The sequence below is a fragment of the Nocardia sp. NPDC056952 genome (assembly GCF_042674185.1).
Taxonomy (GTDB): Bacteria; Actinomycetota; Actinomycetes; order Mycobacteriales; family Mycobacteriaceae; genus Nocardia.
Map to the genome: position 1 here is coordinate 57,499 of NZ_JBHURA010000013.1, position 25,826 is coordinate 83,324.

General features: G+C 67.5%; 24 protein-coding genes and 1 tRNA gene. 12 read left to right on the forward strand and 13 right to left on the reverse strand.

Translation table 11 applies throughout. From position 1 onward, the window contains the following. Positions 1 to 6 precede the first annotated feature (6 nt). Genes ACFTS5_RS30710 through ACFTS5_RS30725 form a run of 4 tightly spaced genes read left to right on the forward strand, consistent with a single transcriptional unit; the run spans position 7 to position 6,076 of the window. Positions 7 to 1,173, forward strand: coding sequence for a hypothetical protein (locus ACFTS5_RS30710; protein WP_378637887.1), 1,167 nt, complete (start codon positions 7 to 9; stop codon positions 1,171 to 1,173). Continuing rightward, a complete protein-coding gene (locus ACFTS5_RS30715; RefSeq protein WP_378637890.1) occupies positions 1,167 to 3,056 on the forward strand; it encodes a serine/threonine-protein kinase in 1,890 nt (629 codons plus the stop codon). The genes ACFTS5_RS30710 and ACFTS5_RS30715 overlap by 7 nt, the downstream gene beginning before the upstream one ends. Then, on the forward strand, positions 3,053 to 4,969 hold the full coding sequence (locus tag ACFTS5_RS30720) for a protein kinase (RefSeq protein WP_378637892.1): 1,917 nt from the start codon (positions 3,053 to 3,055) through the stop codon (positions 4,967 to 4,969). Before ACFTS5_RS30715 ends, ACFTS5_RS30720 begins: the two co-directional genes overlap by 4 nt. 57 nt (positions 4,970 to 5,026) lie before the next feature. Continuing rightward, complete coding sequence (locus tag ACFTS5_RS30725) at positions 5,027 to 6,076, forward strand: Gfo/Idh/MocA family oxidoreductase (RefSeq protein ID WP_378637895.1); 1,050 nt, start codon at positions 5,027 to 5,029, stop codon at positions 6,074 to 6,076. A 98-nt stretch (positions 6,077 to 6,174) separates the two neighbouring features. On the opposite strand, the gene ACFTS5_RS30730 is transcribed toward ACFTS5_RS30725, so the two are convergent. The 3 genes from ACFTS5_RS30730 to ACFTS5_RS30740 form a co-directional block, all read right to left on the reverse strand. Next, entirely contained in the window at positions 6,175 to 7,551 is a 1,377-nt protein-coding gene (locus tag ACFTS5_RS30730) for an FAD-binding oxidoreductase (RefSeq protein ID WP_378637898.1), read from the reverse strand. 125 nt (positions 7,552 to 7,676) lie between these two features. After that, positions 7,677 to 9,212 carry a Rieske 2Fe-2S domain-containing protein gene (locus tag ACFTS5_RS30735; RefSeq protein ID WP_378637901.1) on the reverse strand — a complete coding sequence of 512 codons (1,536 nt, stop codon included), beginning with the start codon at positions 9,210 to 9,212 and terminating at the stop codon, positions 7,677 to 7,679. A gap of 101 nt (positions 9,213 to 9,313) precedes the next feature. After that, positions 9,314 to 10,204: a hypothetical protein gene (locus tag ACFTS5_RS30740; RefSeq protein ID WP_378637904.1), complete on the reverse strand. Its 891-nt coding sequence runs from the start codon at positions 10,202 to 10,204 to the stop codon at positions 9,314 to 9,316. A gap of 206 nt (positions 10,205 to 10,410) precedes the next feature. Between ACFTS5_RS30740 and ACFTS5_RS30745 the strand changes: the two genes are divergently transcribed. Continuing rightward, positions 10,411 to 11,172 carry a lysophospholipid acyltransferase family protein gene (locus ACFTS5_RS30745; RefSeq protein WP_378637906.1) on the forward strand — a complete coding sequence of 254 codons (762 nt, stop codon included), beginning with the start codon at positions 10,411 to 10,413 and terminating at the stop codon, positions 11,170 to 11,172. Positions 11,173 to 11,205: 33 nt separating this feature from the next. Next, positions 11,206 to 11,727, forward strand: a complete 522-nt coding sequence (locus tag ACFTS5_RS30750) for an OsmC family protein (RefSeq protein WP_378637909.1) — start codon at positions 11,206 to 11,208, stop codon at positions 11,725 to 11,727. A 50-nt stretch (positions 11,728 to 11,777) separates the two neighbouring features. On the opposite strand, the gene ACFTS5_RS30755 is transcribed toward ACFTS5_RS30750, so the two are convergent. Further along, entirely contained in the window at positions 11,778 to 12,569 is a 792-nt protein-coding gene (locus tag ACFTS5_RS30755) for a helix-turn-helix domain-containing protein (RefSeq protein ID WP_378637911.1), read from the reverse strand. A gap of 85 nt (positions 12,570 to 12,654) precedes the next feature. Between ACFTS5_RS30755 and ACFTS5_RS30760 the strand changes: the two genes are divergently transcribed. After that, positions 12,655 to 13,536 (forward strand): NAD(P)H-binding protein, encoded by an 882-nt coding sequence (locus ACFTS5_RS30760; RefSeq protein ID WP_378637914.1) that lies wholly within the window; start codon positions 12,655 to 12,657, stop codon positions 13,534 to 13,536. A 43-nt stretch (positions 13,537 to 13,579) separates the two neighbouring features. On the opposite strand, the gene ACFTS5_RS30765 is transcribed toward ACFTS5_RS30760, so the two are convergent. Next, positions 13,580 to 14,002: a hypothetical protein gene (locus ACFTS5_RS30765; protein ID WP_378637916.1), complete on the reverse strand. Its 423-nt coding sequence runs from the start codon at positions 14,000 to 14,002 to the stop codon at positions 13,580 to 13,582. A gap of 227 nt (positions 14,003 to 14,229) precedes the next feature. Between ACFTS5_RS30765 and ACFTS5_RS30770 the strand changes: the two genes are divergently transcribed. Then, positions 14,230 to 14,301 (forward strand) — tRNA-Gly (locus tag ACFTS5_RS30770). Between the two features lie 34 nt (positions 14,302 to 14,335). Here the strand turns inward: ACFTS5_RS30770 and ACFTS5_RS30775 are convergent. Further along, the gene (locus tag ACFTS5_RS30775) at positions 14,336 to 15,766 is read right to left on the reverse strand and encodes a lipase maturation factor family protein (RefSeq protein ID WP_378637919.1); all 1,431 of its coding nucleotides are present in this window, start codon (positions 15,764 to 15,766) and stop codon (positions 14,336 to 14,338) included. 64 nt (positions 15,767 to 15,830) lie between these two features. Then, positions 15,831 to 16,487 carry a histone deacetylase gene (locus ACFTS5_RS30780; protein ID WP_378637921.1) on the reverse strand — a complete coding sequence of 219 codons (657 nt, stop codon included), beginning with the start codon at positions 16,485 to 16,487 and terminating at the stop codon, positions 15,831 to 15,833. A 102-nt stretch (positions 16,488 to 16,589) separates the two neighbouring features. Here ACFTS5_RS30780 and ACFTS5_RS30785 point away from each other — a divergent pair, with 102 nt between their 5' ends. After that, on the forward strand, positions 16,590 to 17,201 hold the full coding sequence (locus ACFTS5_RS30785) for a DUF6636 domain-containing protein (protein ID WP_378637924.1): 612 nt from the start codon (positions 16,590 to 16,592) through the stop codon (positions 17,199 to 17,201). Between the two features lie 46 nt (positions 17,202 to 17,247). On the opposite strand, the gene ACFTS5_RS30790 is transcribed toward ACFTS5_RS30785, so the two are convergent. The 6 genes from ACFTS5_RS30790 to ACFTS5_RS30815 all read right to left on the reverse strand — a co-directional run bounded on the left by ACFTS5_RS30790 (position 17,248) and on the right by ACFTS5_RS30815 (position 23,825). Beyond that, complete coding sequence (locus tag ACFTS5_RS30790; protein ID WP_378637927.1) at positions 17,248 to 19,503, reverse strand: heavy metal translocating P-type ATPase; 2,256 nt, start codon at positions 19,501 to 19,503, stop codon at positions 17,248 to 17,250. Between the two features lie 62 nt (positions 19,504 to 19,565). Then, a complete protein-coding gene (locus ACFTS5_RS30795) occupies positions 19,566 to 20,504 on the reverse strand; it encodes a hypothetical protein (protein WP_378637930.1) in 939 nt (312 codons plus the stop codon). A gap of 19 nt (positions 20,505 to 20,523) precedes the next feature. Next, the gene (locus ACFTS5_RS30800) at positions 20,524 to 20,727 is read right to left on the reverse strand and encodes a heavy-metal-associated domain-containing protein (RefSeq protein ID WP_101464960.1); all 204 of its coding nucleotides are present in this window, start codon (positions 20,725 to 20,727) and stop codon (positions 20,524 to 20,526) included. Between the two features lie 54 nt (positions 20,728 to 20,781). Then, positions 20,782 to 22,197 carry an MFS transporter gene (locus tag ACFTS5_RS30805; RefSeq protein WP_378637933.1) on the reverse strand — a complete coding sequence of 472 codons (1,416 nt, stop codon included), beginning with the start codon at positions 22,195 to 22,197 and terminating at the stop codon, positions 20,782 to 20,784. 138 nt (positions 22,198 to 22,335) lie between these two features. After that, positions 22,336 to 22,962 carry a sterol desaturase family protein gene (locus tag ACFTS5_RS30810; protein WP_378638102.1) on the reverse strand — a complete coding sequence of 209 codons (627 nt, stop codon included), beginning with the start codon at positions 22,960 to 22,962 and terminating at the stop codon, positions 22,336 to 22,338. Between the two features lie 125 nt (positions 22,963 to 23,087). Next, complete coding sequence (locus ACFTS5_RS30815) at positions 23,088 to 23,825, reverse strand: FadR/GntR family transcriptional regulator (RefSeq protein ID WP_378637936.1); 738 nt, start codon at positions 23,823 to 23,825, stop codon at positions 23,088 to 23,090. Positions 23,826 to 23,941: 116 nt separating this feature from the next. On the opposite strand from ACFTS5_RS30815, the gene ACFTS5_RS30820 reads away from it, so the two are divergent. From ACFTS5_RS30820 to ACFTS5_RS30830, 3 genes are read left to right on the forward strand one after another with little or no spacing between them, the layout of a single operon-like run. Continuing rightward, on the forward strand, positions 23,942 to 24,979 hold the full coding sequence (locus ACFTS5_RS30820; protein WP_378637938.1) for a type IV toxin-antitoxin system AbiEi family antitoxin: 1,038 nt from the start codon (positions 23,942 to 23,944) through the stop codon (positions 24,977 to 24,979). Then, on the forward strand, positions 24,945 to 25,367 hold the full coding sequence (locus ACFTS5_RS30825; RefSeq protein WP_378637941.1) for a hypothetical protein: 423 nt from the start codon (positions 24,945 to 24,947) through the stop codon (positions 25,365 to 25,367). The genes ACFTS5_RS30820 and ACFTS5_RS30825 overlap by 35 nt, the downstream gene beginning before the upstream one ends. Continuing rightward, positions 25,367 to 25,765, forward strand: coding sequence for a hypothetical protein (locus ACFTS5_RS30830; protein WP_378637943.1), 399 nt, complete (start codon positions 25,367 to 25,369; stop codon positions 25,763 to 25,765). Before ACFTS5_RS30825 ends, ACFTS5_RS30830 begins: the two co-directional genes overlap by 1 nt. Positions 25,766 to 25,826 lie beyond the last annotated feature (61 nt).

A 25,826-nucleotide genomic window follows, 5' to 3' on the forward strand; every position in this document is an offset into this window, starting at 1 on the left:
GGGGAAATGTACGTGCGTAATCGGTTGCGTTGGCTGGCGCCGTTGTTGTCGCTCACCCTGCTCGCCGCGGCATGCGGTGACAACGCCGCACCCGATCACGGTGACTACGCCCTCGAGCCGGTGGCGGGCGACTACGACGACGCCCCGAACACGGTGCGCGGAACGCTGGTGGAATCCGTGCGCATCGGCGAGCGGTTGCTGTTCGCCGACCGTATCGACCCGCAGCTGACCTTCGGCAACGGTGGCGGCCTGGTCGTCGGGGTACACGGCGTCGACAATCTGCTCTCGGGCGTACAGCGAACCGCACTGGGGCCGTTCGACGTGCTGGCCGGCTACGGCGCGATCGCGAGCAACGGCCAGTCGGACAACGAATCGAAGCACAAGCTGCTGTCGATCACGATCCTGTCCCTCCCCGACGAGGCCCAGGCGATGGCGGCCGCGCAGGCGATGGCGGCCGCGGATTTCACCGCGAACACCGAGAACGCTCCCCTGCCTCTCCCGGAATATCCTGCCGCACTGTCCCATTGGCGACCCGGTGTGCCGACGGTCGGGAGCTGGCTGGTGTGGAAGAACCTGGTGATCAGGTTGTACGCCAAGATCATCGAGCCCAGTCCCAAACTGTTGACCGATCTGCTCACGCGGACTTACCGCGCACAGCTGGCCGAGCTCGACACATTCGTTCCGACGCGCGCTGCCGACGTGCCGAAGCTGAAACTCGACAGCGACAAGTTGCTCACCCACGTGGTGAAGACCGGCGACTACTGGCCCGACAAGTGGGATTTCATGGTCTACGGGCCTCGTTCCTATGCCCTGTTGCGCGACGACCCGTCGATCAACCTGCGCGAGTTCGAACAGAGCTCGATCGACGCGATCGCGGTGTCGTACAACAAGTTCCTGTACCGCACCCGTGACAGCGAAGCCGCGAAGACCTACGCCGACATCGAGGAAAAGCATTCGCTGGCAGCCGATTACACGCCGATCGCGGGTCCGCCGGGACTCTCGGGTGTTTCCTGCTACCGCGCGGCGAGGCCGGACAACAGGTCGGTTCCCGCCCGGCGGTTCTCCTGCCTGGTGCGCCACAACCAGTTCGTGGTCCGCCTCTACAGCAACCAGGAAATCGACATTCGGCAGCAGGCGGTCGCGCAGCACGCGCTACTGAGCGGGTCGTGGTGAACACGGGAGGCGCGGCGATGAAACCGCTGGGTTCGCAGGATCCCGAACAGCTGGGCCGCTATCGCCTGCTGGCCGTGATCGGCCGGGGCGGCATGGGACAGGTGCTGCTCGGCCAGGGCCAGGATGGCCGGTTGGTCGCGGTGAAGCAGATCCACCGCCAGTTCACCGGCAATCCGGAGTTCCGTGCCAGGTTCCGGCGGGAGGTGCTGGCTTCGCAGCAGGTCACGGGCGCCTACACCGCGGGCGTGGTCGACCACGACGCGGAATCCGAAAAGCCATGGCTGGCTTCGGAATACATCGCGGGCCCGGGCTTGCAGGACATGATCGGCGAGTTCGGCCGCCTGAACCTGAACGGGCTGAAACTTCTGGCCACCGGCTTGGCGATGGCGCTGCTCGAGATCCACCGCACCGGCCTGGTGCACCGCGACCTCAAGCCGAGCAACATCCTGCTCACCAACGACGGTCCACGCGTGATCGACTTCGGCATCGCCAGGGCGCTCGAGGACGACGTCAACCTCACCGCCACCGGAGCGGTGATCGGATCGCCCGCGTATATGTCACCCGAACAGGCCGAATGCCGCCCTTTGACAACAGCTTCCGATGTTTTCGCCGTCGGTGCGGTTCTCGCGATGGCGGCCACCGGCGCGAGCCCGTTCGACGCGGCCTCCACCCCGCAGGTCCTCTACAACGTGCTCTACAGCTCCCCGGATACCACCGGAATTCCGGAGCAGATCCGCGCGCTGGTCGATGCTTGCCTCGCCAAGGACCCGTCGGCGCGACCGACCCCCGAGCAGTTGCTCGACGCGGTGAGCGGGATCGACGCCGAACCTGTCTGGCCGGTCCGGATCCGCAGACGCATCGCCGACTGCCAGGCCGAGGCGGGTCGCTGGGCAGACGGAACCGCTGCTGCCACAGCGTCGATCGCACCCGAACAGCCGAAGCCGAAGTGGGCGCGACTGGTTCTCGCTGCCGCGACGGTGTCGGCACTGGTGCTGGCTTCCATCGCTATTTGTGGCGTCGGCGTCGAGGGCAACGCGGTGGCGATGGATGATCCGCCACTGGCGCTGACCCACGACGAATCCCGCCGCCTCGACCTCTGCGCGTTGCTCGATCCGTCAGTGCTCGGTGAACTAGGCACTGCGACAAGTGAAGTCGTCTCGAACGCCATCGGCGGTTGCACCGTCGGGTATCGCGATCAGGCCGGTCGCACGGTGTCTTTCAGCCTGCGTAACAACGACAATGTCGCCGAGGTACGTGATGACAGACAGCCGATGGGTAGCTCCATCAATTGGATGCCGGTACTCGGACTTCACAAAGAGTCCGCTTCCTGTGACCGCATAGTGGTGACCCAGAGCGGTTTGCCGATGGCGCTGACTATGGGCGCGAGTACCTATCCGCCCGCAGGCGACCTCTGTCCGGCGTCCGAGCGCGCGCTCGCGGCGGTGGTCCGTCGTCTGTCGGTCAATCCGCCGCTGCGGACCTTCCCGCAGGGCTCGCTGCTGCCACTGGACCCGTGCTCGCTGATCGACATCGCGGCCACTCGTTCGTTGGTCGGTGATCCCGTGCGCTCGTCGACTCCCCATAGCTGCGCGTTGACCGGCGCTGACGGCTCCTTTTCGCTCGATATCAACGAGCGCACCCGGCCGGACAGTGTTACGGGCGGAAGGGTCCGGCAAACAAGCACTATCGGCGATCACACGGTCTATCTCGACGGCAGCAGTCCCGAATACTGCACCTTCATCGTGATGGTGATGCCGACCAAAGACGATCAGGCCGAGCAAGTGCGTGCCCAGTACTTCTCGAACACCGCGCGGGCCGGTGGGAACTGTGAGACTGCCGGCGATCTGCTCGAACCCGTACTCGAGAAGTTGCCCCCATCATGACGATCATTCCCCTCGGCCCCGGCGATCCACCCACCATCGGGCGCTACCGAGCGCTCGGCACACTCGAGTCCGCGGCCGGATTCCGGTCCGTGCTCGCCACCGGCCCCGATGACTCGTTGGTCGTCGTGCGACAGGCACTACCGGAACTGCTCGACGAGCCGGAGTTCCGGATCAGAATGCGGCACAGCGCGATTGCCGCCATGAGGGTCTCCGGATCCGCCAACACGACGGTGATCGACGTCGACGCAGACGCTGAGAAGCCTTGGTTGGCATCGGTATTCGTCCCGAGCATGCGCCTCGACACCGCCGTAGCCGAACACGGGCCACTGCCTGTGCCTGCCGTTCGTGCCCTGGCCGCCGCCCTCGCCGCGGCGCTGCGGACCGTGCATGCCGCAGGCCTCGTGCATCAGCGCATCCGTGCCGACACGGTGCTGTTGGCCAGGGACAGTGGACGTCTCGGTGAAGTCGGCATCACCCCGGCCGCCGGGACCGCCACCGCGACGGCCATGGGTACGCCGGACTTCCTGTCACCGGAACAGTCGCTCGGGTATGCGCTGACACCGGCTTCGGATGTGTTCTCCCTCGGTTCCGTCCTGGCATTCGCGGCCTCCGGCGTCGCACCGTTCGCCGCACCGTCGGTGCCGTACACGCTGTTCAACATCGCTCAGCGTGAACCCGATCTGAGCCGGGTACCGGAGCCGCTGTTCGAGATGCTGGCCGCCTGCCTGCGCAAGGATCCGGCAGCCCGCCCGACTCCAGGGCAGATCCTCGACTATCTCGGTGCCCAGCCGAGCGGTCCGCCGCCATGGCCCGCCCCCGTGCTCGATGACATCGGACGCCAGCAGCACGAGATCTCGGCGCTGCTCGCCGCTTTGCCCGCGATCACCGCACCGGAACCCGCACCTGGACGGCCTTTCTCGGTGGTCATGGCTGAGGCGGGTCGAGCGAGCATCGAAAACGGCAGGCGTGCGCTGGAATCCGGGCGGCTTCGGTGGAGTGCGGCGAGTCCGAGGGCACGCACCGGCCTGGCAGGCGGACTGGCGGCTCTGCTCGTGGCGCTCGCCGGGATCACCTACTTCGCGACGCGTGAAGAGAGTGAGCCGGGGCCGGTGACCGGGCTGACTCTGGCGCAGTTGCGGCAGATCGATGCCTGCCCCTGGCTGACCTCGGCTCTTGGCGACTCCGTGCCGGTGGCGCCGACGCCACTGGCCGCGGAAACATGGGAGCTGAGTCCGTCCCCGAGCTGGGGGTGTACCGCCAGTTCCAACCGCTACTCCTTCTATCTGTATCTGGGACGGGAGGACGAATACCTGACGCCCAACAAAACGGTGGTAGAAGGGGTTCCGATCATCGATGGCAGCGCGGCAGCGTGTACGCGGGCCATCGCGAGCCCGGGCGCCGAGAGCGAGTCCGGCATCGTCATCATGCTCAACAATCCGTCCGGGGTGAAGGAATGCGCGGGTCTCGACTACGTCGCGGCCAACCTCGCCCGTTCACTGACGACCGCACCGCGCGCCGAGGGCCGTGAGGACTCGCTGGCCCTGCTGGAACCGTGCGCCCTGCTCGACCGCGACGCCGTCGCCGAGAAGATCGGCGTCCTGCCACCCGAGCCCACGATCGCCGACGCGCACACCTGCCGGTGGGACGGGCGCGTGCGAGTCACCCTCGAGCTTGTCAGCACCAGTACGAGCACCAAGGGCAAGGACCTGGAGATCGTCACGGTCGACGGGGTCCAGATCCATCTCGGCAAGGGCGGTTCGAAGGCCATCTGCTCCCGCGCCTACCTGATGCCGGATGCCGGGGAGGAGACCATCGAGGTCTCGGTACACGGAACCGAGGGATTCCGCGACGACTATTGCGCGATCGCCTCGTCCCTGCTGCGACAGGCGGTCGGGAAACTGCCCGAGCGCTGAGGCAGGCCCGGCTACGGTGAATACTGCGATTCCGCAGACCACCACGAAGGGGCAACGATGGACCAGCTCGGAGTAGCGGTAGTCGGATACGGCCTGGCCGGTTCGGTGTTCCACGCACCGCTCGTCGCCGCCGATCCGCGGATGCGGGTGGCCGCGGTGGTGACCTCATCGGAGGAGCGGGCCGCACAGGCGCGGGCCGAGCATCCGGGGGTGCGGGTGTGGGCGTCGGCGCAGGAGATGTTCGCCGAGGACGAGGATGTCGATCTCGCGGTGATCGCCACGCCGAATCGCTCGCACGCGCCGCTGGCGTTGCAGGCGCTGGCCGCTGGGTTGCCGGTAGTGGTGGACAAGCCGTTCGCGGTGACCGCGGCCGAAGCCGACGAAGTGGTCGACGCTGCCGCGCGGGCAGATCTGCCACTGAGTGTTTTCCAGAATCGTCGCTGGGACAACGACTTTCTGACCGTACGGGCGCTGATGGATGCCGGTGAGCTGGGTGAGGTCCGCCGGTTCGAGTCCAGGTTCGAGCGGTGGCGGCCGGTTCCCAAGGGTGGTTGGCGTGAAGTGGGCGAGGCAGAGGACGGTGCCGGCATCCTGTTCGATCTGGGCAGTCACCTGGTCGACCAGGCGCTGACGCTGTTCGGCCCGGTCACCGAGGTCTACGCCGAACTCGACCGCCGCCGCCCTGATGTCAAAGCCGACGACGACGCCTTCATCGCCCTCACCCACGCCAACGGCACCCGGTCGCAGTTGTGGATGAGTGCCGTTGCGCCGCAACTGGGTCCGCGTCTGCGCGTGCTCGGATCCACCAACGGCTACACCGTCTCCGGCCTCGACCCCCAGGAAGACGAACTGCGCGCAGGCCGCCGCCCGGACGACGGAAAACTTTGGGGCACAGTCCCACCCGAAAAGTGGGGCACCTTCGGCGCGGGCGAGGATCTACGCCCGATCCCCACCCTCCCCGGCAACTACCCCGCCTTCTACGCGGGAATGGCCGCCGCCCTGCTCGACGGAGCTCCGGTCCCGGTCGACCCCCGCGACGCCGTGGAAACCTTGCGAATTCTCGAATACGCCCGCCACGTAGCCGAACCCGCCGATCTCACTTCTTGACCACCGGCACCGAGTCGAGCCGAAGGTGTGATCCGACGGCTCCGTCGAGCGCCTCCATGCAGAGCCGCAGCACGATGGTGGGAACGGCCGGTAGCCGACTACTGCGCCGGTGCGATGTTCTGGTTGAGGTGGAACAGGTTGGCCGGGTCGTAGGTCTTCTTGACGGCGGCCAGGCGGTCGAAGTGCGGGCCGTAGTTGGCGCGGATGCGGCCCTGGTCGTCGGAGGCCATGAAGTTGATGTAGCCGCCGTCGGCGGTGTGCGGCTCCAGCGCGGCGTGGTAGTCGCGCACCCACTTGATGTTGGCGTCGTTGTCGCTCGCCTCGGGCCACATCCCGGCGATCACGGGGGCGAAATTCGCGGTGCGGTAGGCGAACGCGGTGTCGTCCACCGCGACGTCCTGCACGGCGCCGTCGATCGGGTAGAGGTGCATGGTGGACTGCACCGCGGGCACTCGCGGGCCGAACTCGAGATGGGCGGCGAGGGCGCCGTCGGTGAGTTCGGGTTGGAACGCCGCCTTCCAGTAGTGCTGCAGGCCGGGAGGAAGGAGACCGTCGAACGCGCTGTTGAGGGCCGGGTAGGGCATCCGGCCGACGTGCTCGGCCACCGGTGTCGCGACCGCCCGCAGGTCCGCGAGCAGGGCTTCGGCCTCTTGATCGGTGCCGTTGAAGCAGGACACCAGGAGGACGAACGGTTCGCCGACGCGTTCCTCGGGAATGAACGGCAGTGGCGGCGCGATCTGGAAGCCGGGGAAGGCGCCCATCGCGCGCGGTGCCGCCGCGATCCAGTCGCGGTAGGTCCGCAGCAGCTCTTCGGCGACGTCGAGCTCGAAGAACATGGGTCCGCCGTAGATCGTGTCCACCGGGTGCAGGTCGAACTCCATTTCGGTGACCACACCGAAGTTGCCGCCGCCGCCGCGCAGCGCCCAGTACAGATCGGGGTGCTCGGTCGCGTTCGCGGTCACGAAGGTGCCGTCGGCCAGCACCACATCGGCGGACCGGAGGTTGTCGATGGACAGACCGTAGGCGCGGGCGAGGTAGCCGATACCGCCGCCGAGGGTGAGGCCGGTGACGCCGGTGGTCGAGATGATGCCGCCGGTGGTGGCGAGCCCGAAGGAGTGCGCGGCGTGGTCGAAGTCGCCCCAGTTACAGCCGCCCTGTACGCGGGCGATCCGCCGCTCGGGATCGATGCGGATGCCCTTCATGGCGCTCAGGTCCAAGACGATGCCGTCGTCGACGGTACCGAAACCGGGCACGCTGTGAGCGCCGGCGCGGATGGCGAGGTCGAGTCCGCTCTCGCGGGCGGCGTCGACGGTGGTCCGCACGTCGGCGACGTCGACCGCGCGGACGATCGCGAGGGGTCGGCGGTCGATCATCGCGTTGTAGACCGAGCGCGCCTGGTCGTAGCCGGGTGAGTCCGCGGTGATCACCTCACCGCGGATCGCGTCGAGCAAGGTCGATACTTGTGTGCCGGTCATCGTCGCTCCCTGGTCGGGTAGGGAATGAGCCGAACAAGCGCAGTGTGTGATCGTGGAGACGGGGCGGGTGGATCTCGACGGTCCCCGAACTCAAGCTACTCCGGCCGCCGTCCCCGGTTCAAGGTTCAGAGCTTGCGCGAGCGCAGCTCGTGACCCTTCGAGGTCTTGCAGCGACCCGATTCCAGATCCCACTGCCAGCCGTGCAGGTTGCAGGTGAGGTTGTTGCCTTCCACCACACCGAATTTGGAGAGGTCGGCCTTGAGGTGGGGGCAGCGGCGCTGGACTTCCCAGCCGTCGAGTTCGGTGACGGCGGAGTCGTCGTGTGCCTCGGAGAACCAGCCGTCGGCGTAGGCGATGCGCTCGTCGGTGAGGCACTTGAAGAAGGTGTAGAGGAACTCGTTGTAGCCGCCGATGCGCCACGCCTGGAAGCGGGTGGACAGGAAGATCGTGTTCACCCAGTCCGGCTCGTTGTCGCGCAGCACGGTGCGCACCAGTTCGGGGGCGATGCGGAAGCCGTAGCGGTAGCGGCCTTCGCCTTCGAGCGGCGCGCGCACGGTGCGGTGCGGGAAGTCCAGGACGATGGTCTCCTCGCCGATCACCAGGCCAACGGGGTAGCCGATGCCGTCGCTGATCAGCGCGCTCTGCTTCATGATCGGTTCGAAGAGCTCACGCAGCGGCTCGAGCAGCGAACCCTCGCCGGTCTCCCACGACGCCTTCTCCGCGGCCAGCACCGGCGCGAAACGCTGCGCCATCTCCTCGATGTAGGCGGCCTTGTCGCCGTAGATCCGATCCGGGTCGAACGGGTGCGTGAGGTCGAGCTCCTTGCCGCGCACATCGGCGACCGAACCGGGGATCATCAGGATCCCGCCGGGGTTGCCGTGGATGCTCATCTGATCGAGGAACACGATCTGATCAGGGAAGATGTTGCCTTCGTCGCCGCGATCGTCGTTGAGATAGCGCAGCTCGGAGTCGAGGAACACCGGCGGACCGGCCGAGGGCACCACCCAGGTCGCGCCGACCTGCTCGATGTAGGAGCGCGCGCGATCCATCCCGCGCTGACGCTTCTGCTTGCCGAAGTTGGCCTTGGTCCGCGCCGGGATGTCGTACACGGCCGGGTACCAGATGGCGCCCGAGTACTGCAGCAGGTGGATGTCGATATCGCCGAACGCGTCGTGGATGACGTCCATGTCCACCGGTCGGGCGTCGTTCATGTTGAAACAGGTGGTCTCACCGTCGGAGATGAGAATGCCGGAGTCGCCGATCGGGCCGTCGGCGGGCGCGCGCAACGCGACGATCATGATGTCGACGGAGCCCTTCGGCCCGGTGATCGTGTGCTTGACCGAGTCCTCGGTCTCGAAGAACTTGGTGAACCCCAGCGCCTCGAGCTCACGGCGCAGGTCGAGCACCGGGTAGTCGGGCAGCAGGATCGTGGCGTCCTTGTTCACGTACTTCGCCAGGTGGGCGGCGTCGAAGTGATCGCGGTGCAGGTGCGAGACGTACAGGTAGTCGACATCGCCGAGGGTCTCCCAGTCGAGCTGGGAGTTGTCGGGGAAGGGGAACCACGACGCGAAGTACGCGGGGTTCACCCAGGGATCGCACAGGATCGTGCCGGCCTCGGTTCGGATATGGAAGCCGGCGTGTCCGACGCTGGTGATCTGCACGAGCTGTTTCCTCCTACCAGGATCTGATTCGCCGGATCAATGGCGAGCTACCGCCTCGGGCCCCCTGACTGCTTCGGCGTACCAGCCAACCAGGGTAGTGGCTAAATCGTTACGTCACCGATGCAATAGCCCTCAGCGGTCGCGACAACCGTGAAAGTGCGCGTCCGCGTGCCCCCGGGTGAGGTGGTCACAGGGACGTGAACTGCCAGGTAGTCGCCACGAACCTGCTCGGATCGTAGCTCCTCGCCGGTGTAGGAGGTGACATTGCCTACTTTGCCCGAGTCGCCTGTCAAGGGGGCTGCTACGGGGTTGCCGGTGCCCTCGGGATCCCAGCTCGCGGGCGAGGCCTTGCAGGTCAGCGGATGGTCTGCTTCGATGTCTGCCGCGTTGAGTGGTTTGCCGGTGGCGCGGGCGAGGTAGCGGCGCACGGCGTGGCGCGCGTCGGCGTCGTCGTAACCGGGCTCGACGCCCGCGGCGGACACCCGTCCGCAGGCATATCCGGAAGCCACGGACTCGCGGTCGACGGTGACGGTGACGGTTCGGTTACGCCAGGTCACGGTGTCGGCGGTCGCGGTGCCCGGGGTGGCGAGGGCAGCCAGCACCGACTGGGGGTCGGCGTACATCTCGGCGACGGTGGCAGGCGGAATGGTCCAGCAGTTGTCCTGGAGTTCTTGCACCGTGCCGGTTTGTAGGTCGGCGGCCCAGCGGCGCACGGCGGTGACGGCGTCGGCGTGGCCTGCGACCGCGCCGACCTGGGGGGCGTCGGCGGGCAGTGGGCTGTTGGGCGCCGGTTCACCGGGTGCGATGGCCTGAGTCGCGGTCGTCGGCGCCGCGGCGGTCGTGGTCGACGCGGTAGTGGTCGTTTCCACCGGATCGCCCGGGATCCCCGACACCGAATCGCACCCGGCGACCAGTGCCGCGGCGACGGTCAATCCCGTGACCAGCGCGTAGGCGCGGTGCGGGCGGGTCTGGGCAAGCTGGGCGCGTTCCACTACGACGTTCCTCGATTCCTAGGTCGTGGCACCCGCCTGTGACGACGGCGGGGGAGTGACTGTCGGGGCGAGCGGACTCGCCGGGGTGTAGACCGGTGTGCGCGAAGCGGATTCGCTGCGCGGGCGAACGCCGCGATTCTACGGTGGCCGCCCGCGCCGATGGCACCCCTGCCGATGCGGGGATCTACGACTACGCTTGCGTACTTGTGGAACCCCTCTACTTCTCGATCATCGGCGTGGCCCGAACCCTGTTCTTCCTCGAAGGTCTGAAGTTCACCGTCAAGGGGGCGGAAAACATCCCCGCCACCGGCGGCGCCGTGCTGGCGGTCAACCACACCGGTTACATGGACTTCACCTACGCGGGTCTGCCTGTGCGCACCCCCCGTCGCTACATCAGGTTCATGGCCAAGCAGGAAGTGTTCGACAACAAGATCTCCGGCCCGATCATGCGCACTCTCAAGCACATTCCGGTCGACCGCACCGCGGGCGCCGACTCCTACCAATCGGCGGTGCAGTACCTGCGCGACGGCGAGCTCGTCGGCGTGTACCCCGAGGCCACGATCAGCCGCAGCTTCGAGATCAAGGAATTCAAGTCCGGCGCGGCCCGCATGGCACTGGAGGCGGGCGTCCCGATCATCCCGATCACCATCTGGGGCGCCCAGCGCGTCTGGACCAAGGGCTTCCCCAAGCGGCTCGGCCGCACCAACACCCCCATCTCGATCGCCGTCGGTACCCCCATCCAGCCCTACGAACCCGCCGCCGACCTCACCGCCCAGCTTCGCTCCACCATGCAGGAAATGCTCGCCGACCTGCAAGAATCCTATGAGCACGAGCCCGGCGCCTACTGGGTCCCGAAACGGCTCGGTGGCAGTGCCCCTTCCCTCGAAGAGGCCACCGCCCTCGACGAAGCCGAAGCGGCCGAACGTTTCGCCCGCAAGGCAGAGAAAACGCAGGACACCGAGGGCTGACATTTCGGCCTCGGGCGGGCATACGCTCGGGAGATGACCACCGCGGCGGAGTTGAAGGCCCTGCAAGCTCCGGTGAAACAGCGCTACCGGGACGACCCGGCCGCCGCGGTCACCGCCCTGCGCGCCGCTGGTTCGTTCACCGAACCCGGCATCACCTGCACGGTGCGGACCTTCGCGGGCCCGGTCCGTGCCGGGCTGCACCGCGCCACCGGCGGTGACGGCGCCGACGCCTGCTCGGGTGACATGCTGCTCGAGGCGGTGGCGGCCTGCGCCGGGGTGACCTGCCGCAGCGTCGCCACCGCGATGGGCCTGCCGATCACGGGCGCCGACGTGGAGGCGGCAGCTTCCTTCGACGCCACCGGCACGTTGGGCATCGATCGGACCGCGGAGGTCGGGGTTTCACCGATCGCCGTGACGATCACCGTCACCACCTCGGATGCCGTCGACGAGGCCACCTTGGTCAAGCTCGGCGAACTCACCGAGCGTTATTGCGTGGTCGGTCAGAGCCTGCGACATCCGCCCACGATCAGGGTGGTGACCGCGCCCGCGTCGTGATCGCCGCCGTGCCCGTTCGGCGGTGTGGTGGATGCCCGCCGAGGGTTGACTCAGCGCGGAATCCGGCAGCGCGTCGGTGCCGGCAGCTTGCCGCGAAGGTAGGCGGCGGGTGGGACGCCCATGAGGGTGCGGAAGTCGGCGGTGAGGTGGGACTGATCGTAGTAGCCGGTACTCGCCGCGAGGTGTGACCATGGGGTGTCGCCCGCGTAGGCGAGGACCCGGCGCAGGCGTTGAATGCGAGCGAAATGCTTGGGGGACAGGCCGATTCCCGTGGTGAACAGGTTGCGCAGCTGGCGCTCGCTGACAGCGAGGCGCGCGGTGAGTTCGGAGAGTGCGGGGGCGTTGTCGGCGGTGAGCGCCGAGATCGCCTCGCGCAGCACGATCCGGTGCGCCCGATCGGTATCCGACTCCGAGATACTGTGCGGCAGTAGATCTTCTAGATGGGTGATCGCGTGTGCGGTGGGCACGCCCGTCAGTTCCGTCGCGAAACCGCCCAGCGGACCCGGCAATTCGTCGAGGCGAACGACGCGGTCGGTGAGTTCGCCCGCGGTCACGCCGAGCAGCTGGCGGGTCACGCCCGGTTCCAGGCGCAGCCGCACGCACCCGGCGGGCTCCTCGGGTGTCGAGTAGGACGCCTTCGTCTGCGCGCCGACGACGAACGCGCTACCGCGACCGGACTTTTCGGTGCGCAGGACGACCGTGGTCGTCGAGACGGGCGGATGGGCGAACGGCTGAGCGAGGTCGTCGAACAGCGGCGTGCTGGTGAGTTCGGTGAGCCACGGGCGCAACGATTCCGGTGTCGTCACGGGCGTCTCGATGTGCGCCGGGGTCAGATACTCCACCTGGTCGACTGTAGGCGGCACGCGGCGGGATGTCCGTGCCGATTTCTCCTATATCCGCAGGCAGCCCGGCGGCCATGCTCGTTCCATGATCCTCATCACCGGTGCGACAGGCACCATCGGAAGCGACATCGTCCGACAGCTGGCAGCCGAGGGCGTCGCGGTCCGGGCGGCGACCCGCGACCCGGCGCGGGCAGGGTTCCCCGCCGGAGTCGAGGTGGTGCGGGTGGACTACCGCGATCCGGCGACGTTCGGGCCCGCCATGACGGGCGTAGAGGCCGCGTTCCTCGTCGGGATCCCCGGCCCGGACGGCACCGGCACCGATGCCGCACTGGTGGCTGCCGCGCGAAAGGCCGGTGTGCGGCGAGTGGTGAAGCTGTCCGCGGTCGGCACCGGCGACCCACGTCTCGGCGTGCCGGGTTCCTGGCATGTGCCAGGGGAGCAGGCCGTGCGTGACTCCGGCTTGGAGTGGACGATCTTGCGCCCCAACACTTTCGCGTCGAATACGTTCAGCTGGATCGAACCGCTCGGCAACGGCCACCCCGTCCCGAACCTCACCGGCGACGGCAGGCAGGCCGTAGTCGACCCACGCGATGTCTCGGCGGTCGCCGCGGCGGCGCTGCGCTCGAACGACCACCACGGCCGCATCTACACACTGACCGGCCCCGACCTGCACACCGCCCGCGACCAGGCCGACGTTCTCGCGCGGGTTCTCGACCGCCCGATTGCCGTCACCGACATCGCCGAAGCCGACGCCCGCGCGTTCATGGTCGCCGCGGGTCTTCCGCCCACTTTCGTGGAAGGCTCACTGACCGGCCAGGCCTTCATCCGCGGCGGCCACAACGAACTCATCACCGACGACATCGAGCGCGTCCTCGGCAGACCACCTCGCGGCTACGCCGCCTGGGCCGCCGACCACCGCGCCGCCTTCGCCCCCGTCGTCGCAGGCGGCGCGTCGAAGCCGAGCTGACCGGGCGGGTCCGGTGCGTGGCGGCGCACCGGACCCCTGCGGCTCAGTTCATCGTCAGCACCCACGACCCGTTGCAGCCCCTGCGGGTGTTCATATTGCCGTCGTAGACCCAGTTGAACCTGATCGGCGGGTTCGTCCGCACATTCCAATTCCCGGACGGTGAGGTGACCACCTTGCCGTTGCGCATCAGCACACCGACCTGATCGTGGTTGAACAGCCACTTTCCGCCGCTGGTCGGGTAGTTCAACCGAACCGTCACCTGCCCGCCGGTGTGGTTCTGCACCACCAGGCACGAGTTCGGGTCGGAACGGTTGACCGCGTACTCCCCGAACCCTTCGTCCTCCACGTTCTCCCCGCTGTCGGTGTACTCCACCGGGTCGGTGAAGTCGGCGTGCGCCGGTCCGGCCCCCAACACGGTCAGCGCCGTCATCGCAACACCCGCCGCGATCATCCCCAGAGACTTCATTGCCGTTCCTCCCATGATTCACGCGGTCAGGACCGCCTGCGAAAGACCTTCCCCCGCAGCCTTTTCCGCATCCTTGTGACCTGCTTAACGGTGTCCGCCGACGCGGGTCCTCACCGCCGACCCGGGTGCTGAGTGAGCCCGGATTTCGTAGTTCGGGAGTTTCGCGCTAAAGTTCGTACTCGCACGACGAAGTCACCGGCGCTCGCCGGATCGGTTTCGGAAGGCACGCGGATGTGGCGCAGTGGTAGCGCATCACCTTGCCAAGGTGAGGGTCGCGAGTTCGAATCTCGTCATCCGCTCAACGAAAAGCCCGGCCATCGTGCCGGGCTTTTCTCATTCCCGGTGCCGGTCGAGGCGTGCGTGACTCAGCGGCGGCAGGAACTCGCCGATCAGGGTTCGGCGCCACCAGATCCGTTCGCGGAACAGTTCGGCGGGCGTACTGAAGTGGTACTCGTACAGCCGGGCGCGCACGTAGTGCGGCGGTGCGCCGGGGAAGGGGCAGCGCCGCAGCAGGCGCAGGGTATCGGGGTCGTTGTCGAGCAGCCGGATCGTCAGCGGCAGTGCCCACGATCGCGCGTAGGCCGGCGACAGCGCGGCGAACCACATCAACCAGTCCAGCCGCAGGTGATAGGGCGCCCACTGGCGTGGGCGGTACCGGGGGTCGCCCGGTTTGCCCTTGAACTCGTATTCGCGCCACACCGTGTCCGGCGTGAGGTGGGTGGCATCGGTGCCCTCGAGCACGATCTCCTGGCGAACCCTGGTGATGCTGCCGAACGCGCCATAGGTGTTGACCAGGTGCAACGGGTCGAACGAGGCGTTCATCGCCTGTTGTGCGGAGAGGAGGTTGCGCACCGGCCAGAAGCTCAGCACCACCACCATCGCGACGAAGGCGACGACGGCGCCGAGGAACCATCCGGGCGGCTCGGCCACCGGCGGCGCGTCCGGCAGTACCGGGTACGCGCTGACGGCGGTGGTGGCCAGCAGCAGAGTCACCCAGTTCAGCCAGGCGAAATTGCCGGAGACCACCAGCCACGACTGCGTGACGATGATGATGCCCGCCGCGACGCTCGCCACCGGCTGCGGCGCGAACAGCCCGAACGGCACGATCAGCTGCGCGACATGATTGGCGGCGACCTCCACCCGGTGCAGCGGCCGGGGCAGATGGTGGAAGAACCAGCTCAGCGGACCGGGCATCGGCTGGGTCTCGTGGTGGTAGTACAGGCAGGTGAGGTCGCGCCAGCACCGATCGCCGCGCATCTTGATCAGCCCGGCCCCGAACTCCACCCGGAACAGCAGCCAGCGCGCGGCGAACAACACCAGCAGCGGCGGCGCGACGGTGTCGTTGCCGAGGAAGATCGCCAGGAACCCCGCCTCGAGCAGCAGTGATTCCCAGCCGAACGAGTACCAGGTCTGCCCCACATTGACGATCGACAGATACAGCGCCCACAGCAGCGACCACAGCGCCATGGCCGCCCACAGCGGCACCAGATCGGCGAGGCCGAGCGCGACCGCCGCCGCGAGCACCGCACCGAACCAGGCGATGCCCGCGTAGAACCGATCGGAGTAGCGCAGGTGGAACAGGCTGGGTGAACGGCGGAACGGCGTCCGGGCCAGGTATCGCGGGATGGGCAGCATCCCGCGCTCACCGAGGAGCGCGCGGAACTGCAGCGCCGCCGTCAGGAAGGCGAGGGCGTAGATCACCGCCAGGCCACGCTGGAAGATCAGCCTGCCCTGCCAGTACTCCGGTGCCGTGAACCACTCCATGCGTGTGCTCCCGGTGGTCGACGTCCCGCACCAGGGGAGTACCCGCGATCGGCGCGACGAAAATCTAGGGCGGCTCGAGTCCGGTGCCGCCGAGTAGCGCGCCGCGCAGGTCGGCTTCGGTCCAGTGCCCGGCGATTCCGGGCCGAACCCGCAGGTACTCGACGACGCGATCGGGCTCCCAGCCGTGTGATTCGCGCAGCCCGGCGCCGATCATCGTCAGATATCGGGCCGAGGGCCGTCGCAGCGCAACGGTTTCCGGGTCCCACGGTGAGGTGAAGGTGAGGACGGGAATCCCGTCGTGCGTCCCCGCGTGCACCACCGTCTCGTACCGCCCCGGCCCGAGCCGCACCGCACCGTCGGCGAGAACCGGCGCCGGATCGAAGTCGATCGCCGGGCTTCGATACATCTCCTGCGCCAGCAGGTCGCCGAACTGACCGACGGTCAGCAAGTACCCCCGGGCCGCCGCGCCGATCGGCCAGCCCGCCGCCGGGCGCGCGGCATAGAACCCGACTCCGCCCGTCCACACGGGGCTCTGCCAGGCGAAATACAGGCTTCCCGGTAGGTCGAGCGGTGCGACGGCGGCCGGTGCGGACCGGTCACGGAACCCCGGATAGGTGTGGTCGGTTCCGGGCGGGGTGCCGCCCTCGCGGTAGTAGGCGAACCGCCGGGCGTGCATGTTGGAGCCGTACGCGGCGTACCAGACGTGCTGAGCTGTCGTCACGGGCTCACCTCGGGTGGGTCACGGTTCATGAGCGAAGGAAACGAATCCGCTCCTGCTGTCGATTCTTCCTTCGAATGGGGTCGGACATCGAGGGGAGAGATCATGAGATCAGTAATCGCGGTGGCCGCGCTGGCGGTGCTCGCCGGTGGGCTCGCCGCGTGTGACGGTGCGTCCACGCAATCGCGCGTTCCGGTGACCACCCAGCCCGCGGATCAGGGCAACGCTTCGACCGTCGCGCCCGCCTCCAACGAGCCACCCACCGCGCCCGGCACCGGCCCGAGTCCGGCCGACCTGCCCACCCGCGACGACGCCACCGTCGACGCCCGCGACTACCAGCAGCGCAACAACTTCTACTTCCAGTCGCCCACCGGCAACATCCTGTGCGGCTTCGTCGAAGAGGGCACCCTCGGCGTCGGCTGCCAGCTGGCCGATACACACGTGATCCCGCCCGAACTCCCCACCTGCGACAACTCGCCGGCCCGCAAGGTCGCCGCCCACATCTACGGCGGCACAGCGGAATTCCTGTGTACCAACCAGGGCTTCTTCGTCGGCGAGCCGGTGGACGGCACCAACAAGGGCGGCGGAAAGACCCTGAACTACGGCGACACCATCATCGTCCGCGGCGCCGCCTGCACCTCCACCCAGCAGGGCGTCCGCTGCGACGCCGGCGGTCACGGCTTCTTCATCTCGGCAGACCAGCAGTACCTGTTCTGACAAGGCGAGGTCCGTAGATCCACGGACCTCGCCTCTGGCCGAGGGCCTACTGCGCGGTCGACCTGAACCGGCGCAGGCGCAGGCTGTTGCTCACCACGAAGACCGAGCTGAACGCCATAGCGGCGCCGGCCAGCATCGGGTTGAGCAGGCCCGCCATGGCCAGGGGGATGGCGGCCACGTTGTAGGCGAAGGCCCAGAACAGGTTGCCCTTGATCGTGGCCAGGGTGCGCCGCGACAGGCGGATCGCGTCGGCGGCGGCGCGGAGGTCGCCGCGGACGAGGGTGAGGTCGCTGGCCTCGATGGCGACGTCGGTGCCGGTGCCCATCGACAGGCCGAGGTCGGCCTGGGCCAGGGCGGCCGCGTCGTTGACGCCGTCACCGACCATGGCGACGACCTTGCCCTCGGCCTGCAGCCGCTTGACGGTGTCGACCTTGTCCTGCGGCAGCACCTCGGCGATGACCTCGTCGATGCCCACTTCGTCGCCGATGGTGCGGGCCGCGCGGGCATTGTCACCGGTGAGCAGGATCGGCGTCAGCCCGAGCTCGCGGAACTGCGCGATGGCCTGCGCCGAGCTCGGCTTCACCGCGTCGGCGACAACCAGCACGCCGCGCGCTCTGCCATCCCAGCCGATCGCGACCGCGGTCTTGCCCGCCGATTCCGCTTCCGCCAGTGCGGTTTCCAGCGTCTCGTCGAGCGGCTGTGACCAGTCGGCCAGCAGTCGCGCCCGGCCGACGATCACCGCGTGACCGTCGACCACGCCCTGCACGCCGAGGCCTTCGACATTGGCGAAACCCTCCACCGGCAGCAGGGTGCCGAACTCGTCGCGTGCGCCCTTGGCGATGGCCTGCGCGATCGGGTGCTCCGACGAATCCTCCAGCGCACCAGCGAGTTCCAGTACCTTGCTGCCGAGTTCGCCCTCGGCGGGGATCACGTCGAGCAGCGTCATCTTGCCGGTGGTGACGGTGCCGGTCTTGTCCAGCACGATGGTGTCGACCTTGCGGGTCGATTCGAGCACCTCGGGTCCCTTGATCAGGATGCCCAGCTGCGCGCCGCGTCCGGTGCCGACCATCAGCGCGGTCGGGGTGGCCAGGCCGAGGGCGCAGGGGCAGGCGATGATCAGCACCGCCACGCCCGCTGTGAAGGCGGCGGCGATGGATCCGCCTGTGCCGAGCCAGAATCCGAGGGTGGCCACGGCGAGCGCGATGACGATCGGGACGAAGATGCCGGAGATCCGGTCGGCCAGCCGCTGTGCCTGCGCCTTGCCGGTCTGCGCGTCCTCGACGAGCTGTGCCATCTGGGCGAGCTGAGTGTCGGCGCCGATCCTGGTGGCGCGCACGACGAGTCGTCCGCCGACGTTCACGGTGGCGCCGGTGACGCCATCGTCGACGCCGACCTCGACCGGCACCGACTCGCCGGTGAGCATGGACGCGTCGACCGCCGACGTCCCCTCGGTGATCACACCGTCGGTGGCGATCTTCTCGCCCGGCCGCACGATGAACTCGTCACCGACGGCCAGCTGTTCCACCGGAATTCGCGTCTCGACGCCGCCGCGAAGAACCGCGACGTCTTTCGCGCCGAGTTCGAGCAGGGCCCTCAGTGCCGCGCCCGCCCGTCGCTTCGACCGTGCCTCGAAATACCTCCCGGCCAGGATGAACGTGGTCACGCCCGCCGCGGCTTCGAGGTAGATGCTGCCGGTGCCGTCCATCCGCGCGATGGTGAACTCGAATGGGTGCTTCATTCCCGGCGTGCCCGCCGTGCCCCAGAACAGCGCGTACAGCGACCAGCCGAACGCGGCGAGCGTGCCCATCGAGACCAGGGTGTCCATGGTGGCGGTGCCGTGCTTCAGGTTGGTCCACGCGGCTTTGTGGAAGGGCAGCGCGCCCCATATCACTACCGGTGCGGCCAGCGTGAGCGAGAGCCACTGCCAGTTGGTGAACTGCAGCGCCGGGATCATCGCCATCGCGATCACCGGCACGGTGAGCAGCGCCGACACGATCAGCCGGGTGCGCAGCGAGGCCGTCGGGTCCGCGTCGGCGACCGGCGTTTCGTCGGTCTCGGGCTTCTTCGGCGCGGGGAGTGCCGCGGTGTAGCCGGCCTGCTCGACGGTGGCGATCAGCGCCTCGGGGGAGACGTCACCGGTGAAGTCGACGCGCGCCTTCTCGGTCGCGTAGTTGACCGTGGCGGTGACCCCGTCGAGCTTGTTGAGCTTCTTCTCGATCCGGTTCGCGCAGGAAGCGCAGGTCATGCCACCGATCACCAGTTCTACCTGGCCGGTGCCCGGTGGGTGTGTCACGGCGGTCATGGGGTGCTCCTTCGTTCCTGATAGCAATTCTTGCTGAGCGATCACGGGTGAAACAGGTGGGGTCAGTGGCCGTGGCCGGGGGTGCCGTGGTCGGCGGGCGCGCTGGTCGGGGCGGGGTTGCTCGCACCGGTGGCGTTCGGCGCGGCGACCCGCACCGTGAACTCGGCGGTGCGCACCACGCCCTGGTGCTGGAAGTCGAGGAACAGGCGATAGTCGCCGGCGCTCGGTGCGTTCACGATGAAGTCGATGCCGGGTCCGGCGGGGGTGACTCCGTCGCCGGGCGTGCCCTCGGGATGAACGTGCAGGTAGGCGAGGTCGGCGGCGCGCAGGGCTACCAGGTGACCGTAGGCCCCGAGGTAGGGCTGCAGGTCGGTGACCGGGGTGCCGTTGCGGCTGACCGACAGCGTCACCTTCGACGCGGCGCCGGGGGCGACCGTGCCGTTCAGCGCGACCGTGTACTCACCGACCTGCGCGGTGGCGGCGGGGGCGGGCAGTGCCTGCACGTCGTAGTTGCCCGCGACCCGCAGATCGGCGCCGAGCGTCAGGTTCGACCCACCCTCGGGGGTGAAGTCGGCGTAGACGCGGTAGTCGCCGCCCCGGCTGAGGTTCAGCGGGACTGTCCAGGTTCCGGCCGGATCGAGGACCGGGTGGACGTGCTGGAAGCCCGCCATGTCGCGTCGGACCACGATCAGGTGCAGGTCTTTGTCATGGCTGTTCACGTACTTCGTCACCGGTGCGCCGTTCGCGTCGAGGATGCGAAAACTTGTGGGCGACTGCGGTGCGGTGGTGGTGTTCGGCTTGTCCAGGGCCAGCGTGTAGCCCTGGTCGGTCGCGAGCAGCCCGCCGGGGAGATCGGTGGACGGTGCCGCCGCGGTCGAGTGCTCGCCGTGCCCGGCCGGTTCGGAAGGTTGCGGACCGACCAGGGCACCTGCGCCCAGAGCGATCCCGAAGACCGCCGCGAGGCCGAGGGTGAATCCGGCGAACTTGCCTGTTGCGTTCATCGGGATGCTCCGTATCCGTTCAGTCTGCGAGCTGGAAGCCGGCCGCGGCTACGGCGTCGGCGAGGGCGGTGCGTTCGGGCTCGGTGCCGTCGATGGTTACCGAGCCTGCGGCCAGGTCGACATCGACACCGGTGACGCCGGGCAGGGCGCCGACCTTGTCGCGGACCTTGTTGACGCAGCAGCCGCAGGTCATGCCGGTGACGGTGACAGTGGTGGTGCTCATGGAACTCTCCTCGTTTCGCTCTCGATCATTACCATACCCCCCTAGGGTACTTTGTCAAACAGTCGCGCCGGCCTTGTCGGCGGCCGGGGTCCGCATGGTCGCCGCGGTGATTCCCGCGCCTGCCAGGGCGAGCACGCCCGCCCCCAGGAAGGCCGCGGAATAGCCGTCGGTCAGTGCCGAGGCGTCGCCGAGCTCGCTCGCGCCGAACGCGGCGGCCACCGCCGTCATCGCGGCCAGGCCGAGCGCCGAACCCACCTGGTAGCTGACGTTGACGATGCCCGAGGCCAGCCCGCCTTCCTCGGGTCGTGCCGCCGAGATGGCGGTGCCGAGCGAGGGAATGAAGGCCAGCGACATACCCCCTGCGGCTATCAGCGAGGCGGGCAGCACGTCGATCCAGAAGTTGCCGGTCGGCCGCACCAGCGACATCACCCCGAGGCCGAGGCCGAGCACGATCAGGCCGGTCACGATCATCGGTTTCGCACCGAAACGCTGCATCGCCTTCGGGGCGAGCACCACCATGCCGAGCATGATCAGCGTGGTCATCGGCAGTAGTGCCGCACCCGACGGGAACGCGCTGTACCCGAGCACCTGCTGCAGGTACAGGTTGAGGAAGAACCACATCGGTACCCACGCGGCGGCCAGCGCGAACTGGGCGAAGTTGGCGGCGGCCAGGTTCGGTGCGCGGAAGATGCTCAGCCGCATGAGCGGCTCGCCACGCCGGGACTGGATGGCGACGAAGCCGGCCAGCAGCGCGGCGGCCAGCGCCAGCACACCCCAGGTCTCACCCGAGGCCCAACCGACCTCCGGTGCCTGCACGATCGCGTACACCGCGGCCGCCAAACCGGCTGTCACAGTGACGGATCCGGCGATATCGATGGACCCCTTGCGCGCCGGAGCGGCGGGCATCAGCAGCGGCACGGCGATCAGCGCCAGCACGGCGATCGGAATGTTGATGTAGAAAACCCAAGGCCAGCTGATGTATTCGGTGATCACGCCACCGAGGAATACGCCCGCGGTACCGCCGGCGGGCGCGGCCGCGCCATACACGGCGAGCGCCTTGGTGAGCTCCTGGGGCGAGCCGCCGAACAGCATCATCAGCAGCGTGAGTGCGGAAGGCGCGATCAGCGCCGCACCACCACCCTGAATCGCCCGACCGGCCAGCTCGACGCCGACATTGCCCGCGGCACCGGCGATGACGGAGCCGAGGCCGAGCACCACCCAGCCCGCGGCGAATACCCGGCGAGCGCCGAGTAGATCGGAGAGCCTGCCGCCGAGTAGCAGCAGACCGCCGAACGCGATCACGTAGGCGTTGAACACCCACGTCAGATTGCCCGGCGTGAAACCGAGTTCGGCCTGCATCTTGGGCAGCGCGATCCCGATGATCGAGGTGTCCATGATGACCATGAACTGCGCGGCGGCGATCACCGCCAGCGCCCACCACTTCCTGGTGGATTGCGATTGCGTAGTCACGACTTTCGTCCTTTCGAGCGGAGTGCGTCCCGTGCTCGGTACCATACCCCCCTAGGGTATTAATGTGTCAAGCAAAAACCCGGCTCGCCTGATGGTGCGAGCCGGGTCCGAGTGCTGCCCCGAGGTGTTGCCTGGGATCTAGCCGGCGTGGAGGTTGCGCGCCGTGGGGGAGGTCGGTGTCGTGGCCGGGTCGGGGGCGGTGCCCAGGAGGCGGTCGGCGGTGCCGGAGGTGGTCACGGTGAACCAGTAGTGCTCGTTCTTGTAGTGGTGGTGGCGGTGGTTACGCCAAACCGCTCGGTACAGGGCGTGTTTCGGCTTGTAGTCGGTGTGGATCAGGTAGTGCGTCCACTCGTAGAGCAGGCCGAGTGTGGTGATGGTCAGCAGGAAGGTGAGGCCGAGGCCGGTGCGGGGGAAGGCGAGCAGGGCGATCGCGACCAGAGCGACGATCGTGAGCAGCAGCGACTTCGGCGGAATGAAGATCAGCGGGATGTCACGCGGGTCGACGTGGTGCTCGCGGTGTTTGCGGGCCAGCTCGCTGTCGAGAGTCAGCGGGCCGAGATGCCGTGGACGCCAGTGCAGCACGGTGACGTGGATGATCCACTCGATGAGCGGGAACACGGCCAGAATCACCACGGGGACAAGGGCATCGGTGAGCTGCCAGTCACCGATGGCGATGCGGGTACTCGCCGCGACCACGAAGACCGCGGCGATCATCCAGGGTGACGGATGCCGGAGGAATTCGCGGGCCGCCTCGCTCAGGGGCATGCTGCGCCGGATCGACCGTGGCGAGCCACGGTCAGGGGTTCGGCGGGTTTCGGTCGCACGGGATTCGTCGGAATCGTGCGACGTCGTTGTCGGACGGTGATCGGTCATGTCATTCCTCGGGTGGATCATGCCCCGTCGAGGGCATGGATCAGGGCGGTGGTCGCCGGCCCGAGCAGTGCTCGGGCAGTGTCGGCGGCCCGTTCCGGCTCGCCCGCGGCGATCGCGGCGGCCAGGTCTCGATAGGCGACGCCATTGCCCACCTCGGCGGACATGATCGGCGCCAGCGCGGCCAAGGCGGGTTCGTAGGCGGCGCGCAGCATGGAATACATCAGCCGGAAGGCGATCGAATCGGCGAGGTCGAGGATGTGGTCCCAGAATTCGAGGGCGATTCTTTGCTGGGTGAGTGGATCCGATTCGGCGACAAGGGAATCGACGGAGTCGCCCAACAGCGCCAGGTCGCTCGCGACGCGCGGATCGTCCGCCCCTCGCGATCGAACCCGCGCGGCGGCCAGCTCGGCGATCTTCGGCCCGTTGTGCAGCCGCGCCTCGAGAATGCTGCGAGCGACCGCGGGATCGATCGAATCACCCCGAAGCAGCAGTCGCGGAAGCACTTCCAGCCCGGCGCTGCGCCGATAGTCGAGCACCGTCGTCGCCTCGCCTTGCCGAACGGCCACCAGTCCCGCCGCGGCCAACCGCTGCAACGCCTCCCGCACCGCGGGCCGCGACACCCCCAGCGCCTCGGCCAGCTGCCGCTCACTCGGCAGCGTGCTTCCCGCCGCCAGCTCCCCGCCCAGCACCTCGGCGGCGATCTGCTCGAACACATCACCGGAAACCGAGCGCTTCACCACGGGAGTCCATGCCATACCCCGATGATGCGCCCTCGGCGGTAAGAGGTCAAGTGGTCAGACCAGTTTGGTGTCCACCATCCCGAGTGGCGCGGGGTCTTGTGCGTCGCGTCATGAACGTTCATTATTTACCCATGTTCACCTTGAATGAACGTCAAGGAATGATGAACATCCTTGACGCGGCCAGGAGCCATCTCGATGCCCGTGGAGTTTCCTTCGAGACGTTGGAAACCACCGAGCGGCCTGGCTCCGGTTCCGATCTGATCGCACGACTCGATGCGGGCTCTCGCGGTGATCGAACGTATGTCGTTGAAATCCGCGGACGCATCACCAGTTCGGTCGCTCGTGCGCTGCGTTCGACCGAGCTACCACTGCTCCTGGTAGCGCCGCACATTTCGCGCGAGGCGGCCGAAGTTCTGCAGGACCGCGAGATCGACTTCGTAGACACGGTCGGCAATATGACTCTCGCGTGGCCATCGCTGTATGTGTCCGTCGTGGGCAATTCCGGGCGATCCACGGCGAGACCAGCCTCCGCGCGCGCTCCTCGAGCGTTCAGTCCCACCGGGACAAAGGTGCTGTTCACACTTCTCAGCTGGGGCGATGCGATCTACACGCCCTTGCGTTCCATCGCCGAGCGCAGCGAGGTATCTCTCGGTACCACACAGATCGTCGTGAGCGAGCTGGAACGCAGTGGCTACGTGGTGACGGTCGGCGGTCAACGGCAGCTTCTGAACGGGCGCGAGCTGCTGGACCGCTGGACAGAGGCGTTTTCTACTGCAGTCGTGCCACGGATCAGCCTGGCGGATTTCGCCGACAACTCCAATACCTGGTGGCTGGAAGCGAGGTCTGCCCTTGTCGACGAGAGGGCGCAATTAGGAGGTGAAGCGGCGGGCTCGCAACTGGATTCCGAGCTTAGCTCGACGACAGGCATCCTCTATGTGGACGCTCTGCCCCGAGCGCTGGCCGCCGAGCGTCGATGGCGTCGAGTCGATGGCGAGCCGAATGTGATTATTCGACAGCGATTTTGGAGGCCCACTGAACCGCTCGATCCATTGGTGCCCAGTACTTTGATCTATGCCGACATGTGGACATCTGGCGATCCTCGCCAACGCGCTCATGCTGAAAGGATCAGAAGCGGTGACCCTCGACTTGTCGAAATCGACAGATCCTGAGATCAACTCGGCTGCAACAGTCCTTCGAGAATTGGACGCTGTCGCAAGCCGGACCGGGGTCGAATTCCTAGTCGTCGGCGCTACGGCACGGAATATGTTGGCGCACAGTATTACCGGTGCGACTCCCGAAAGGGCAACCCATGACGTGGACATCGCCGTCGGCGTTGCCGATTGGGACGAAGTGTGGCGGCTCGGGTCGATGTTCGGTGCCCGAGGTCGGCATTCGCATCGGATCGCCATCGGCGGCATTCCAGTCGATATCATTCCCTGTGGCGCGATCGAACGCGCCGACCGGACCGTCACCCGGCCTGGCGATTTCACGATGAACACGCTGGGATTTCGTGAAGCCTTCGGGTCTGCCGAATGGTCTTGCTCCCTGACCAACTGATGGTTCGCATCCCTTCGATCGCCGCGCAGGTGCTGCTGAAACTGGTCGCATGGTATGACCGGCATTGGACCAGCGCGAAGGACGCGGTCGACCTCAGGACGATGCTCGAATGGAGTGATACGGCACAGCTCCTCGAGGAGCTCTACGTGAGCCATTTCGACCTGGTCGAGATGTATGACTACGACACTGCGCTGGCGGGCGCCCACAGGATTGGCAATGCCATCGCGGCCCTCCTCGATCTATCTGAACTCGCTCAGGTCAGAGCGCTGGTCCAGGATCCTCAACTGCAGGTCCGCCTGGCAGGCGACATGCGTGGTGTCTTCGATAGGTCACACCAGCGACTCATCGCGATGATCAGTGGAGTTCTGGGCGAGCACGAACAGCGGTTCGTGGAGTGATTTCGGCGGGCTGGACCCGTACTGGGTTCACTTCCTGGCGATGTTCATTCGGAATGAACAT

Coding starts and splice junctions, on each gene's coding strand:
- ACFTS5_RS30710 (WP_378637887.1), top strand. CDS start 7: ATGTACGTGCGTAATCGGTTGCGTTGGCTGGCGCCGTTGTTGTCGCTC.
- ACFTS5_RS30720 (WP_378637892.1), top strand. CDS start 3,053: ATGACGATCATTCCCCTCGGCCCCGGCGATCCACCCACCATCGGGCGC.
- ACFTS5_RS30725 (WP_378637895.1), top strand. CDS start 5,027: ATGGACCAGCTCGGAGTAGCGGTAGTCGGATACGGCCTGGCCGGTTCG.
- ACFTS5_RS30730 (WP_378637898.1), bottom strand. CDS start 7,551: ATGACCGGCACACAAGTATCGACCTTGCTCGACGCGATCCGCGGTGAG.
- ACFTS5_RS30750 (WP_378637909.1), top strand. CDS start 11,206: ATGACCACCGCGGCGGAGTTGAAGGCCCTGCAAGCTCCGGTGAAACAG.
- ACFTS5_RS30760 (WP_378637914.1), top strand. CDS start 12,655: ATGATCCTCATCACCGGTGCGACAGGCACCATCGGAAGCGACATCGTC.
- ACFTS5_RS30765 (WP_378637916.1), bottom strand. CDS start 14,002: ATGAAGTCTCTGGGGATGATCGCGGCGGGTGTTGCGATGACGGCGCTG.
- ACFTS5_RS30775 (WP_378637919.1), bottom strand. CDS start 15,766: ATGGAGTGGTTCACGGCACCGGAGTACTGGCAGGGCAGGCTGATCTTC.
- ACFTS5_RS30785 (WP_378637924.1), top strand. CDS start 16,590: ATGAGATCAGTAATCGCGGTGGCCGCGCTGGCGGTGCTCGCCGGTGGG.
- ACFTS5_RS30790 (WP_378637927.1), bottom strand. CDS start 19,503: ATGACCGCCGTGACACACCCACCGGGCACCGGCCAGGTAGAACTGGTG.
- ACFTS5_RS30795 (WP_378637930.1), bottom strand. CDS start 20,504: ATGAACGCAACAGGCAAGTTCGCCGGATTCACCCTCGGCCTCGCGGCG.
- ACFTS5_RS30800 (WP_101464960.1), bottom strand. CDS start 20,727: ATGAGCACCACCACTGTCACCGTCACCGGCATGACCTGCGGCTGCTGC.
- ACFTS5_RS30810 (WP_378638102.1), bottom strand. CDS start 22,962: ATGCCCCTGAGCGAGGCGGCCCGCGAATTCCTCCGGCATCCGTCACCC.
- ACFTS5_RS30815 (WP_378637936.1), bottom strand. CDS start 23,825: ATGGCATGGACTCCCGTGGTGAAGCGCTCGGTTTCCGGTGATGTGTTC.
- ACFTS5_RS30820 (WP_378637938.1), top strand. CDS start 23,942: ATGTTCACCTTGAATGAACGTCAAGGAATGATGAACATCCTTGACGCG.
- ACFTS5_RS30830 (WP_378637943.1), top strand. CDS start 25,367: ATGGTTCGCATCCCTTCGATCGCCGCGCAGGTGCTGCTGAAACTGGTC.